The sequence below is a fragment of the Streptomyces sp. NPDC051207 genome, from assembly GCF_040682395.1.
Taxonomy (GTDB): domain Bacteria; phylum Actinomycetota; class Actinomycetes; order Streptomycetales; family Streptomycetaceae; genus Streptomyces.
This window is the reverse complement of sequence record NZ_JBFBAX010000015.1, coordinates 83,415-97,128: the sequence shown is the minus strand read 5'-3', so window position 1 is coordinate 97,128 and position 13,714 is coordinate 83,415. Positions and strand designations below refer to the sequence as shown.

The window sequence follows — 13,714 nt, the reverse complement described above, 5'->3', positions numbered from 1 at the left end:
GCCCTAGGTCACCCGCAGTTCGAGAATCCGGTCGTCGCCGTCCTTCGGGTCGCCCCGGCCGTCCGTGTTGCTGGTCGTCAGCCACAGCCGGTCGCCGCCCGCCGCCACCACCGTGCGCAGCCGGCCGTGGTCGCCCTCCAGGAAGGCCTGCGGGTCCGCCGCGGCCCCGGTGCCCTTCAGCGGCACGCGCCACAGCCGCTCGCCCCGCAGACCCGCCATCCACACCGAGCCCGCGGCGAACGCGATACCGCTCGGGGACGCCTCGTCGGTGCCCCACTGGGCGAGCGGGCTGCGGTACTGGGCGTCGTCCGAGCGGCCCTCCGCCTCCGGCCAGCCGTAGTTGCCGCCCGGCTCGATCGCGTTCAGCTCGTCCCAGGTGTTCTGGCCGAACTCCGCCGCGAACAGGCGCTGCTTGCCGTCCCAGGCGAGCCCCTGCACATTGCGGTGCCCGTACGAGTACACCGGGGAGTCGGGGAACGGGTTGCCCGGCGCGGGCTCGCCCTCCGGCGTCAGCCGTAGGATCTTGCCGCCCAGGGACTTCTTGTCCTGGGACAGGCTCGTGTCGCCGCTCTCGCCCGTGCCGACGTACAGCATCCGGTCCGGCCCGAACGCGATCCGGCCGCCGTTGTGCACGAAGCCCTTCGGGATGCCCCTGAACACCGTGTCCGGGGCGCCCAGTTGCTCACCGGCGGGCTTCTTCGCGTCGTACAGCATGCGCACGACGCGGTTGTCGGAGGCCGAGGTGAAGTACGCGTAGACCATGTGGTCGGAGGCGAAGCCGGGGGAGAGGGCGATGCCGAGCAGGCCGCCCTCGCCCTCCGGGACGACGCCCGGCACCTCGCCCAGCTCGGTCTTCCTGCCGGTCTTCTCGTCGATCCGCGTGATCGTCGCGTCGTCCCGGGAGGACACCAGCAGGCCGCCGCCGGGGAGCGGGGCGAGGCCCCAGGGGCTGTCCAGACCGGTGGCGACCGTGCGGACCACCGTCACCGTGCCCTTGGCGGGCGGCCCCTGCTCGGCGTCCCGCTGCGGGGGCGACGACCGGGCCGGCGTACTCGCCGGAGTGCTCCTGTCGCCGTCGGGTGCTCCGCCGCCGTCGGAGGAGCAGCCGGCCGTCAGCAGGAGGGCGGTGGCCAGCGCGGCCGTCGCGGCTCGACGTTGCACGATGGTGGTCCCTTCGACGCGGTGGGTTCTCCCTTGTCATACACCGCCCGGGCCCGGCGGGTTCCCGATCCGCACCTCCTCAGTCCCACGAGCCCTGCGCGGGCGGCAGCGCCGCCACCTCCGCCAGGTCCCGTTCGGTGAGCCCGAGGGCCGCGGCCCGCGCGTTCTGGGTGACCCAACGTTCCTGCTTGGCTCCCGGCACCGGCACCACGTGCCGGCCCTGCGCCAGCACCCATGCCAGCGCCACCTGCGCCGGGGTGACCGCCTCGCCGTGCCGGGCCGCGACGCGGCGCAGCCCTGCGACGATCGGCTGGTTCGCGGCCATCATCTCGGCCGTGAAGCGCGGGTGCCGGGCCCGCGGGTCGTCCGGCTCGAAGCCCTCGCCGGGCGTCAGCGTGCCGGTCAGGAAGCCGCTGCCGAGCGGCATCGCGGCGAGGAGACCGATCCCGCGCGCCTCGCACCACGGCAGCAGCGCCTCCAGCGCCTCCCGCGACCACACCGACAGCTCGGCCTGCACCGCGCTCACCGGGAACACCTGCTGCACCCGCTCCAGCTGCCGCAGCGTGCCGTCGTGCAGCCGCGCCCCCGGCCGCCGCGCCGGCCGCGCACCCACCGCGCACAGCCCCAACGCCCGTACCTTTCCGGCCTGCACGAGCTCCGCCATCGCGCCCCAGGTCTCCTCGACCGGCACCTCCGGGTCGGCCCGGTGCAGCTGGTAGAGGTCGATGACGTCCGTCTGCAGCCGCCGCAGCGACGCGTCGCACGCCCGTCTCACGTACCCGGGGCGGCCGTTGGCCACGAGGTGCTGATCGCCGACCAGCAGCCCCACCTTCGTCGACACGAAGGCGTCGGCCCGCCGCTCCTTCAGCACCCGCCCCAGCAGCAGCTCATTGGTGAACGGGCCGTACATGTCGGCCGTGTCCAGCAGCGTCGACCCCAGGTCCAGCGCCCGGTGCACCGCCCTGAGCGACTCGTCGCCCCGCTGCCGCGAGGTGCTGTACGCCCAGCTCATCGGCATGCACCCGAGTCCGACGGCCCCCACCGAGAGCGCCGCCGCGCCGATCGTCCTGCGCTCCACCTGCTCGGACCCTCCCTCTCCTGGCGCCCCCAACCTAACCTCTGCGCCCTGTGGCCCCTGACATAGCCTCCTGGCATGACTGCTGACGTGTGGCTCCCCATCCCGCCGCAAGAGATCGAGGGCCTCCCGCAGGGGCCCGTCTACCGCTTCTGGGACGGCGCCGAGGAGTACCCGGCCGACCCCGCCGACTGCGCCTTCTATGTCGTGCCGTACATGAAGCCGCCGGGCCTCGGGCAGCGCCCGCTGCCCGAGATGGCCTCCGTCGAGGTCGTGCAGACCCTGTCGGCGGGCACCGACCACGTCGAGCCGGGCCTGACGCACCTGCGTCCCGGCGTACGGCTGTGCAACGCGCGCGGGGTGCACGAGGCGAGCACCGCGGAACTCGCCCTCGCCCTGATCCTGGCGTCCCTGCGCGGCCTGCCCGACTACGTGCGCGCCCAGGACCGCGGCGAGTGGCTCGGCGGGTTCCGGCCCGCGCTGGCCGACAGGACCGTGCTGATCGTCGGGTACGGATCGATAGGCGCCGCCGTCGAGGACCGGCTCGTGCCGTTCGAGGTCGCGCGGGTGGCGCGCGTCGCGCGCTCCGCGCGCACCACGGCGCGCGGCCCGGTGCATCCGCTCACCGACTTGCCCGCCCTGCTCCCGGAGGCGGACGTCGTCGTCCTCACCACGCCCCTCACCGACGCCACCCGGGGCCTGGCCGGCGCCGACTTCCTCGCGCGGATGAAGGACGGCGCGCTCCTCGTCAACGTCGCGCGCGGCGCCGTCGTCGACACCAAGGCCCTGCTCGCGGAGGTGGAGAGCGGCCGCATCACCGCCGCCCTCGACGTCACCGACCCCGAACCCCTGCCCCGCGAGCACCCGTTGTGGCGGGCGCCGGGCGTGCTGATCAGCCCGCACGTCGGCGGGCCCACGTCCGCGTTCATGCCGCGCGCCCAACGTCTGCTGGTGGACCAGCTGAGCCGGTTCGTGAACCGGGAGCCGCTGCGGAACGTGGTTCTGACGACGGGCAAGGACGGCGTTTGACGCGGTTCGAGTACCGTCCGCTACTTCGCGGAAGCGGTGGGTACTCGCATCATTCCTGGTCGTCACGGAGCGTAGAGAACCTATGTCCCTGAGTGACGATACTGGTGTATCGTCCCGACAGGGGTTGCGCCGCGCACCGTTCGGCGCCGGGGACGGACATGCACAACTGCGAGGGGGGCGACGGGCGATGCACGGCCTATGGACGAGCGATCCGATGCGGCGGGGCCGCCGGCGGCGACCCTGGCGGACGGCCGCGCGCAGACGCGGCTGCCACGCCCCCCACGGCGATCTGCACAGCGATCTTCACAGCCATCACAACCGGCACAGCCAGCACCGCAGGCACGGCAGCCGCAGGAGGCACGCCCAGCCCGCGCACCCGCGCCGCCGGCACCCGGGGCCGACGCGCACCGGGAGGGACCGGTGAGCGCGCCGCCGCCTCCCGCGCCGGTCCTCGACGGCGCGCTGCGCACACAGCCGGTACCGGGCGCCGCGCGGCCCCGCCCGCCGGCCACCGCCGACGCCCCGGGCCGCCTGGTCCACCACCTCGCCCTCGCCCTGGTGTGCGCGGGCTACGCCGTCGGCGCCGCGGTCGGCTGGGGATCGCGGCAACTGGCCCTCGTCATGGGCGACTTCGGGCTCAGCGCCGCCGCCGCTGCCGCCGCCGTCTCCTGCCTGCTGTACGCCCGCAGCGTACGGGTCCGGTTCCGGCTCGCCTGGCTGCTGTTCGGCTTCTCCTCGGCGATGGCGTCCCTGGGCAACCTGGTCTGGGGCTGGTACGAGGTGGTTCTCGGCCTTCCCGTGCCCAGCCCCTCGTACGCCGACCTGTTCTTCATGTGCTTCGCGCCGCCCGCGATCGTCGGGCTGCTGGTGCTCGCCAAACGGCCCGTGACCAAGGCGGGCTGGGTCTGCCTCGCCCTGGACGCCTGGCTGATCGGCGGCTCCCTGCTGACACTGGCGTGGAGCCTGGCCCTCGCGCAGGCCGCCAAGTCCGAAGGGCCGGGCGTCGCGCACACCGCGCTGTCGCTGGCGTACCCGCTGCTGGACATCGTGCTGGTCAGCATGGTGCTCGCGCTGCACTTCCGGCGCTCCTCGGTGAACCGCACGGTGCTCAACACCGCGATCGGCGGGCTCGGCCTGACCGTGATGTGCGACGCCCTGTTCACCTCGCCGCTGTTCCAGGACAGCTACCGCTCGGGCCAGTTGCTCGACGCGGGCTGGTTCGCCGGCTCACTGCTGCTGGCGTACGCCCCGTGGGCCGGGCCCCGGGACGCCGGCGCGCCGCACACGGACGGGCACACGCGCGTGGTGCACGAGCACCTGCCCGGCCGGCCCGCGGGCGCCCACCGCCCGCCGCCGCCCGCGCCCACCGGCGACCCCACGCGCTGCACGGCCGCCCGGCCCATCGCCGGTTCCCTGGCCGCGCTCACCCCGTACCTCGCGGCCGCCGTGTGCACCCTGGGAATCCTCTACAACGTCCTCAACGGCCGCAGCGTCGACCGCGTCGTGCTCATCACCTGCGGCACCGTGGTGCTCGCGCTCGTCGTGCGGCAGGGGATCATGCTGCTCGACAACATCACCCTCACCCAGGAACTGGCGCAGAAGGAGAACCACTTCCGCTCCCTGGTGCAGGGCTCCAGCGACGTCATCATGATCGCCGCGCCCAGCGGCATCCTCCGGTACGTCTCCCCGGCCGCCGCCGGTGTCTACGGGCGGCCCGCGGAGGAACTGGTCGGCCAGGAGCTGTCCAGCCTGATCCACCCGGAGGACCTGGGGCGCGTGGTGCACGAGGTGCGCAGGTTCCTCGCCGCGGGCCCGGCCGACGAGCCCACGACGCGCATCGAGTGCCGCTTCCGGTCCGGCGACGGCGGCTGGCTGAACGTCGAGTCGACCGTCAACCGCCACCACGGCGGCCTCCTCTTCAACAGCCGCGACGTCACCGAACGCGTCCGCCTCCAGGCGCAGTTGCAGCACAACGCGGAGCACGACCCGCTGACCGACCTGCCCAACCGCACGCTGTTCACCAAGCGGGTCCAGCAGGCGCTCACCGGCCGGCGGTCCGGCGACCGCGGCACCGCCCTGCGCGGCACGGCGGTCCTCTTCATCGACCTGGACGGCTTCAAGGCCGTCAACGACACCATCGGGCACCAGGCCGGCGACGAACTCCTCGTCCAGGCCGCCCGCAGGCTCCGGGAGGCCGTCCGGCAGGGCGACACGGCCTCCCGGCTGGGCGGCGACGAGTTCGCGGCCCTGATCGTCGGGGACGGTACGCGCGAGCGCACCGACCGGGAACGGCACATCCTGGAACTCGCCGACCGCCTCAGGCTGACGCTGTCCCAGCCCTACCTCATCGACGGCAACGACGTCCGCGTCAACGCCTCCATCGGCGTGGCCTTCGCGGAGCCGGGCATCGGCGCGGGCGAACTGCTGCGCAACGCCGACCTCGCCATGTACCGCGCCAAGGCCGGCGGCAAGGGCCGCGTCGAGCTGTACAAACCGCAGATGCAGCAGGACGTCGTCCGCAAGGCGGAGCTGGCCACGCGCCTGCGTGCCGCGCTCAACGACGGCGAGTTCGCCCTGCTGCACCAGCCGGTGGTCTCCCTCCAGGACGGCCGGATCACGTCCGTGTGCGCCCAGGCCCGCTGGCGCTCGTCGCAGGGCGTGCTGTTCACACCGGCCGAGTTCCTGCGGGTCGCCGAGGACAGCGACAAGACGGCCGAGCTGGGCCGGTGGGTGCTGGAGGAGGCCGTCGAGCAGGCCGCCGCACGCGCCGCGACCGGGCTGTCCGTCCCCGTCGCCGTCCGGATCGGCGCCCGGGGGCTGCTGGACCGCGCCATGCCGCTCGGCTCCGTCGAGGCGCTCCTCACCCGGCACGGGCTGTCGCCCGGCTCGCTGGTGATCGAGCTGGCCGACAGCGACCCGCGCGCCGGACTGGACGAGCTGGAGCGCCGCCTCGGCGCCCTCAAGCGCGTCGGCGTCCGGATCGCGCTGGACGGCTTCGGCAGCGGCTACGGCACGATCACGGCCCTCAGGAGGCTCCCCGTCGACATACTGAAACTCGACCGCAGTCTGGTGGAGGGCGTCGTGGAGTCCGCCCGGCTGCACAAGATCACCAGCGGGCTGCTGCGCATCGCCACCGACCTCGGGCTGGAGTCCGTGGCCGACGGGGTGGACCTGCCCGAGCAGGTCGTCGCCCTGCGCGCGATGGGCTGCACCCACGGGCAGGGCATGGCCTTCTCCGGTCCGCTGGACGAATACCGGCTGCGCCGGGCCCTCACCGCGGGCCACTATCCGGTGCCGCACGGACCGGCCGAACCGGCGTACGCGGGTGGCGCCACGGGCGTGTACTCCAGTGGAGTGACGGCCGTCCTCCGAGGCGGGACGGCCCTGCGCTCACATAATGAGACTCCCGTCCCACCCACTTGACAGTGGGTGCGTGCCGGGGGGAGGGTCAGTGCCATGCACACCCGAATTCTCGTACTTGGAAAGCGCGTCGGCTGAAGCTGGTGACGTCCGGATCGACCCCGGAACTCCCGGCGACCCCACCCGGCGCGCTCCCCTCGCTTGCCTTATGGCACGAGGGGTTTTTTGTTGCACCAGCACCTGGCGCACAGCACGCGTACACCGCACAAACCTCGCAAAAACCCTCAGCATCGAGAAGAGAATGCCGATGACCGACCAGGCCACCGGGGCCCATCACCCGCAGCCGCGGCCCCGATCCGGAGGACAGCACCTGGCCCCCGAGCACGTCACGGGCGCGCAGTCCCTCATCCGCTCTCTCGAGGAGGTCGGGGCCGACACGGTATTCGGCATTCCCGGCGGCGCCATCCTCCCGGCGTACGACCCGCTGATGGACTCCACCAAGGTCCGCCACGTCCTGGTCCGCCACGAGCAGGGCGCCGGCCACGCGGCCACCGGCTACGCGCAGGCCACCGGCCGGGTCGGCGTCTGCATGGCGACCTCGGGGCCGGGCGCCACCAACCTGGTCACGCCCATCGCCGACGCCCACATGGACTCCGTGCCGCTGGTCGCGATCACCGGTCAGGTCGCGTCCAAGGCGATCGGCACGGACGCCTTCCAGGAGGCGGACATCGTCGGCATCACCATGCCGATCACCAAGCACAACTTCCTCGTCACCAAGGCCGAGGACATCCCGCGGGTCATCGCGCAGGCGTTCCACATCGCCTCCACCGGCCGCCCCGGCCCGGTCCTGGTCGACATCGCCAAGGACGCCCTCCAGGCGAAGACCACCTTCTCCTGGCCGCCCGTCATGGACCTGCCCGGCTACCGCCCGGTGACCAAGCCGCACGCCAAGCAGATCCGCGAGGCCGCCAAGCTGATCACCGCCGCGAAGCGGCCCGTCCTCTACGTCGGCGGCGGCGTCCTCAAGGCCGGCGCCACCGCCGAGCTGAAGGTCCTCGCCGAGCTCACCGGAGCGCCCGTCACCACCACCCTGATGGCGCTCGGCGCGTTCCCCGACAGCCACCCGCTGCACGTGGGAATGCCGGGCATGCACGGTGCGGTCACCGCCGTCACCGCGCTGCAGAAGGCCGACCTGATCGTCGCCCTCGGAGCCCGCTTCGACGACCGCGTCACCGGCAAGCTGGACAGCTTCGCCCCGTACGCCAAGATCGTCCACGCCGACATCGACCCGGCCGAGATCGGCAAGAACCGCGCCGCCGACGTGCCCATCGTCGGTGACGCCCGCGAGGTCATCGCCGATCTGGTCCAGGCCGTGCAGAAGGAGCACAGCGAGGGCCACCGCGGCGACTACACCGCCTGGTGGAACGACCTGAACCGCTGGCGCGAGACCTACCCGCTCGGCTACGACCAGCCCGAGGACGGCTCGCTCTCCCCGCAGCAGGTCATCGAGCGGATCGGCAAACTCGCCCCGGAGGGCACGGTCTTCGCGGCCGGCGTCGGCCAGCACCAGATGTGGGCCGCGCACTTCATCGAGTACGACAAGCCCGCCACCTGGCTCAACTCCGGCGGCGCCGGAACGATGGGCTACGCCGTCCCGGCCGCGATGGGTGCCAAGGCCGGCGCACCCGGCAGGACGGTCTGGGCGATCGACGGCGACGGCTGCTTCCAGATGACCAATCAGGAGCTCACCACCTGCGCCCTGAACAACATCCCGATCAAGGTCGCCATCATCAACAACGGCGCCCTCGGAATGGTCCGCCAGTGGCAGACCCTCTTCTACAACCAGCGCTACTCCAACACGGTGCTGCACTCCGGCCCCGGCGCCGACGCCACCTCACCGAGCGCCGGCACCCGCGTCCCCGACTTCGTGAAGCTGTCGGAGGCCATGGGCTGCTACGCGATCCGCTGCGAGTCCCCGGAGGACCTCGACAAGGTCATCGAGGAGGCCAACTCCGTCAACGACCGCCCCGTCGTGGTGGACTTCATCGTCCACGAGGACGCGATGGTCTGGCCGATGGTCGCCGCCGGCACCTCCAACGACGAGATCATGGCCGCCCGGGACGTCCGCCCCGACTTCGGCGACAACGAAGACGACTGAGCGAGGAAGAGCACCGAACATGTCCAAGCACACGCTCTCCGTCCTGGTGGAGAACACCCCCGGCATCCTCGCCCGCATCGCCGCCCTGTTCTCCCGGCGCGGCTTCAACATCGACTCGCTCGCGGTGGGCGTCACCGAGCACACCGACATCTCCCGCATCACCATCGTGGTGACCGTCGAGGACCTGCCGCTGGAGCAGGTGACCAAGCAGCTGAACAAGCTCGTCAACGTGCTGAAGATCGTCGAACTCGAGCCGTCCCAGGCCGTCCAGCGCGAACTCGTCCTGGTGAAGGTGCGCGCCGACAGCGAGACGCGCTCCCAGATCGTGGAGATCGTCCAGCTGTTCCGCGCCAAGACCGTCGACGTCTCCCCGGAGGCCGTGACCATCGAGGCCACCGGGTCCAGCGACAAGCTGGGGGCCATGCTGAAGATGCTGGAGCCGTACGGCATCAAGGAGCTGGTCCAGTCCGGCACGATCGCGATCGGCCGCGGCGCCCGTTCGATCACGGACCGCTCGCTGCGCGCTCTCGACCGGTCGGCATAGCCGGGAAACCGGGCGGCCGGGCAGCACCGACCGCCCGTATTCCGAGACTCCGAAACGTCCCTTCCCCCACCGTCATACGGTGATCCGCAACACCTGCACACAAGGAGAGAACCCACAGTGGCCGAGCTGTTCTACGACGCCGACGCCGACCTGTCCATCATCCAGGGCCGCAAGGTCGCGGTCATCGGTTACGGCAGCCAGGGCCACGCCCACGCGCTGTCGCTCCGTGACTCGGGTGTCGACGTGCGCGTCGGTCTGCACGAGGGCTCCCAGTCCAAGACGAAGGCCGAGGAGCAGGGCCTGCGCGTGGTGAGCCCGTCCGAGGCCGCCGCCGAGGCCGACGTCATCATGATCCTCGTCCCGGACCCCGTCCAGGCCCAGGTCTACGAGGAGCACATCGCCCCGAACCTCAGCGACGGCGACGCGCTCTTCTTCGGCCACGGCCTGAACATCCGCTACGGCTTCATCAAGCCCCCGGCCGGCGTGGACGTCTGCATGGTCGCCCCGAAGGGCCCGGGCCACCTGGTCCGCCGCCAGTACGAGGAGGGCCGCGGCGTGCCCTGCATCGCCGCCGTCGAGCAGGACGCCACGGGCAACGCCTTCGCGCTGGCCCTGTCGTATGCGAAGGGCATCGGCGGCACCCGCGCCGGCGTCATCAAGACGACCTTCACCGAGGAGACCGAGACCGACCTGTTCGGTGAGCAGGCCGTGCTGTGCGGTGGCACCGCGGCGCTGGTGAAGGCGGGCTTCGAGACGCTGACCGAGGCGGGCTACCAGCCGGAGATCGCCTACTTCGAGTGCCTGCACGAGCTGAAGCTGATCGTGGACCTCATGTACGAGGGCGGCCTGGAGAAGATGCGCTGGTCGATCTCCGAGACCGCCGAGTGGGGCGACTACGTCACCGGCCCGCGCATCATCACGGACGCCACCAAGGCCGAGATGAAGAAGGTCCTCGCCGAGATCCAGGACGGCACCTTCGCCCGGCAGTGGATGGACGAGTACCACGGCGGTCTGAAGAAGTACAACGAGTACAAGAAGCAGGACTCCGAGCACCTGCTGGAGACCACCGGCAAGGAGCTGCGCAAGCTCATGAGCTGGGTCGACGAAGAGGCGTGAGCCTTGTGGCCGAGGGGCCGGAGCGGCACGCTCCGGCCCCTCGTGCCGCACCAGGGGTAACGTCGGTGGTACGGCGTTGTCCCACCCGTCCCGCCACGGACGGGTGATCCTTCCGAAGCGGCGTAGGACGACGCCCCGGCGCCACTACACTGCTGCAACATACGCGTCAGGCCCACAGCGTCGTGCGTCTTCCACGCGGCTAGCAACCCTCCACCGCATGCGGCCGTCGGGACGGCCGTCCGCATTGGACATGTGAGGACTCACGTGAGCTCGAAACCCGTCGTACTCATCGCTGAAGAGCTGTCGCCCGCCACCGTCGACGCGCTTGGCCCCGACTTCGAGATCCGGCACTGCAACGGGGCCGACCGGGCCGAGCTGCTCCCGGCCATCGCCGATGTGGACGCCATCCTGGTCCGCTCCGCCACCAAGGTCGACGCCGAGGCGATCGCCGCCGCGCGCAAACTGAAGGTCGTCGCGCGAGCCGGCGTCGGCCTCGACAACGTCGACGTCTCCGCCGCCACCAAGGCCGGCGTGATGGTCGTCAACGCCCCGACCTCCAACATCGTGACCGCCGCCGAACTGGCCTGCGGCCTGATCATCGCCACCGCCCGCAACATCCCGCAGGCGAACGCCGCGCTGAAGAACGGCGAGTGGAAGCGCAGCAAGTACACCGGTGTCGAGCTGGCCGAGAAGACCCTCGGTGTGGTGGGCCTGGGCCGCATCGGCGCCCTCGTCGCCCAGCGCATGTCCGCCTTCGGCATGAAGGTCGTCGCCTACGACCCCTACGTGCAGCCCGCGCGCGCCGCGCAGATGGGCGTGAAGGTGCTGTCGCTGGACGAGCTGCTCGAGGTCTCCGACTTCATCACCGTCCACCTGCCCAAGACCCCCGAGACCCTCGGCCTGATCGGCGACGAGGCGCTGCGCAAGGTCAAGCCGAGCGTCCGCATCGTCAACGCCGCGCGCGGCGGCATCGTCGACGAGGAGGCGCTGTACTCGGCGCTCAAGGAGGGCCGCGTCGCCGGCGCCGGCCTGGACGTGTACGCGAAGGAGCCGTGCACGGACTCGCCGCTGTTCGAGTTCGACCAGGTCGTGTGCACCCCGCACCTCGGTGCCTCCACGGACGAGGCGCAGGAGAAGGCCGGTATCGCCGTCGCCCGGTCGGTGCGCCTGGCCCTCGCCGGTGAGCTGGTCCCGGACGCGGTGAACGTCCAGGGCGGTGTCATCGCCGAGGACGTCAAGCCGGGCCTGCCGCTCGCTGAGCGCCTCGGCCGCATCTTCACCGCGCTCGCCGGCGAGGTCGCGGTCCGCCTCGACGTCGAGGTGTACGGCGAGATCACCCAGCACGACGTGAAGGTGCTGGAGCTCAGCGCCCTCAAGGGTGTCTTCGAGGACGTCGTGGACGAGACGGTGTCGTACGTCAACGCCCCGCTGTTCGCGCAGGAGCGCGGCGTCGAGGTGCGGCTGACGACCAGCTCGGAGTCGGCCGACCACCGCAACGTCGTCACCGTGCGCGGCACGCTCGGCACCGGCGAGGAGGTGTCGGTCTCCGGCACGCTGACCGGCCCGAAGCACGTGCAGAAGATCGTCGCCGTCGGGGAGTACGACGTCGACCTCGCGCTCGCCGACCACATGGTGGTGCTGCGCTACGAGGACCGTCCCGGTGTCGTCGGCACGGTCGGCCGCATCCTCGGCGAGTCGGGCATCAACATCGCCGGCATGCAGGTCGCCCGTGCGGCGGCCGGCGGGGAGGCGCTGGCGGTGCTGACGGTGGACGACACGGTCGGCTCCGCGGTGCTGGCGGAGCTCGCCGAGGAGATCGGGGCCACGTCGGCGCGGTCGGTGAACCTCACCTGACACGGGTGGACGGGCGCCGGGCGAGCCGAGTCATTCGGCTCGCCCGGCTTCGTGTTGCGGTCGGAGCCGGTGTGCCTTGAGGGCCATGTGCAGCAGCAGGCGGTCCTCGCCGTCGTCCAGGTCCAGGCCCGTCAGCTTCTCGACGCGGGACAGGCGGTAGTACAGGGTCTGGCGGTGGATGCCCAGCTCGGCGGCGGTGCGGCCGGCCTGGCCCGCGCGGTCGAGGTAGACCTCGGCGGTGCGGGCGAGTCCACGGTGGGCGGGGGACAGCAGCGGGCGTACGACCGGGTCCCGCGGGGCGTTCGGGGGCAGCGCCGTCAGCAGGCGGAACGGGCCGATCGACGTCCAGTCGGCGACCGGGCCGAGCCGGGGCTCCGCCAGGGCGGCGCGGGCCGCGGCCGACGCCTCCCGCCAGGCCGCCCCCAGCTCGGCCAGCCCGGCGCGCGCGACCCCGATCCCGGCGGCGACCCGAGGCCCGGCACCCGCCGCACCCCCGGAAGCCGTGCTCCCGCGCGCCCTCTCCAGCAGCCGGGCCGCCGCCGATGTCGCCGGAGCGGGGACGTCCGCCGACCGGAGCCGGACCAGCAGGGCGAGGGACAGGGACGCCGTGCCCCACGGCAGGGTGCACAGCGCCGTCGCGCCCGGGACCGTACGGACCGACGGGGCGTCGTCCGGGTCGGCCGACGGCCACGGGGCCACGCACACCACCGTGTGCAGGGCGTCGGCGCGGGCGCCGAGGGCGGCGCGCAGCTCGGCGACCGCCATGTCCCGCTGCCAGTCGCGCTCGGCGGTCAGCACCGCGCGCAGCTCGCGGGTGAGGTCGGCGCCGTGCTGGGCCTCGTCGGCGAGCAGCGCCCCGATCCGTGCCGCGACCCGCATGGCGGCGGCCAGCTGCCGCTCGCCGGGGCCGGGGTCGCCGTCCAGCAGCCAGACGTAGCCGAGGACGACGCCCCGGTGGCGTACCGGCAGGCAGATGCGGCCCCGGTAGACGCCCGCCTCCGTGCTCGGCGGGATGCGGACCGGGCCCGTCGCGCGGGTGATGCCGAAGCCCTCGAACCAGGCGCGGACCGCGGGTGTCGAGCGGCGCGTGAGGATCGAGCGGGTGCGGACCGGGTCGAGGGCCGAGGGGTCGAGGTCGCCCTCGCTGTCGTAGGCGCCGAAGGCGATCAGCTCGAAGTCGCGGTTCTCCAGCGTCGCCGGGGCGCCGAGCAGCTCGGAGATCTCGTCCACCAGCTCCTGGTAGTCACCCCTGTGTTCGGACGTCACCCGGGCATTCTGCCGCACACCAGGGACACCTTCATACATCTGTCTGAGATCTGGGGCACGGATGCGTGACAGCTGTCGATGGCCGACGATCGGGGGGATCCTTAGGTTTCACGGTGGTTCTCCGTGCCGTATCCGGATCGTCGGGTCACGG

Annotated in this window: 9 protein-coding genes; 6 read left to right on the top strand and 3 right to left on the bottom strand. The window is 72.2% G+C overall.

Annotated elements, in window-relative coordinates:
* Positions 1 to 3: 3 nt before the first annotated feature.
* Positions 4 to 1,161, bottom strand: a complete 1,158-nt coding sequence (locus AB0M97_RS16980) for a PQQ-dependent sugar dehydrogenase (protein WP_365961636.1) — start codon at positions 1,159 to 1,161, stop codon at positions 4 to 6.
* Positions 1,162 to 1,240: 79 nt separating this feature from the next.
* The gene (locus AB0M97_RS16975) at positions 1,241 to 2,239 is read right to left on the bottom strand and encodes an aldo/keto reductase (protein WP_365961635.1); all 999 of its coding nucleotides are present in this window, start codon (positions 2,237 to 2,239) and stop codon (positions 1,241 to 1,243) included.
* A gap of 75 nt (positions 2,240 to 2,314) precedes the next feature.
* Between AB0M97_RS16975 and AB0M97_RS16970 the strand changes: the two genes are divergently transcribed.
* The 6 genes from AB0M97_RS16970 (at position 2,315) to serA (ending at position 12,297) form a co-directional block, all read left to right on the top strand.
* Complete coding sequence (locus tag AB0M97_RS16970; protein WP_365961634.1) at positions 2,315 to 3,265, top strand: 2-hydroxyacid dehydrogenase; 951 nt, start codon at positions 2,315 to 2,317, stop codon at positions 3,263 to 3,265.
* A gap of 420 nt (positions 3,266 to 3,685) precedes the next feature.
* A complete protein-coding gene (locus AB0M97_RS16965; RefSeq protein WP_365961633.1) occupies positions 3,686 to 6,688 on the top strand; it encodes an EAL domain-containing protein in 3,003 nt (1,000 codons plus the stop codon).
* A gap of 244 nt (positions 6,689 to 6,932) precedes the next feature.
* Positions 6,933 to 8,783 carry an acetolactate synthase large subunit gene (locus AB0M97_RS16960; protein WP_365961632.1) on the top strand — a complete coding sequence of 617 codons (1,851 nt, stop codon included), beginning with the start codon at positions 6,933 to 6,935 and terminating at the stop codon, positions 8,781 to 8,783.
* A 19-nt stretch (positions 8,784 to 8,802) separates the two neighbouring features.
* The gene (gene ilvN / locus AB0M97_RS16955; protein ID WP_365961631.1) at positions 8,803 to 9,327 is read left to right on the top strand and encodes an acetolactate synthase small subunit; all 525 of its coding nucleotides are present in this window, start codon (positions 8,803 to 8,805) and stop codon (positions 9,325 to 9,327) included.
* A gap of 117 nt (positions 9,328 to 9,444) precedes the next feature.
* Entirely contained in the window at positions 9,445 to 10,443 is a 999-nt protein-coding gene (gene ilvC, locus AB0M97_RS16950; RefSeq protein WP_365961630.1) for a ketol-acid reductoisomerase, read from the top strand.
* Between the two features lie 264 nt (positions 10,444 to 10,707).
* Positions 10,708 to 12,297, top strand: a complete 1,590-nt coding sequence (gene serA, locus AB0M97_RS16945) for a phosphoglycerate dehydrogenase (RefSeq protein WP_365961629.1) — start codon at positions 10,708 to 10,710, stop codon at positions 12,295 to 12,297.
* Positions 12,298 to 12,327: 30 nt separating this feature from the next.
* Here serA and AB0M97_RS16940 read toward each other — a convergent pair whose 3' ends face one another.
* Positions 12,328 to 13,602, bottom strand: coding sequence for a helix-turn-helix domain-containing protein (locus AB0M97_RS16940; protein ID WP_365961628.1), 1,275 nt, complete (start codon positions 13,600 to 13,602; stop codon positions 12,328 to 12,330).
* Positions 13,603 to 13,714: the final 112 nt, after the last annotated feature.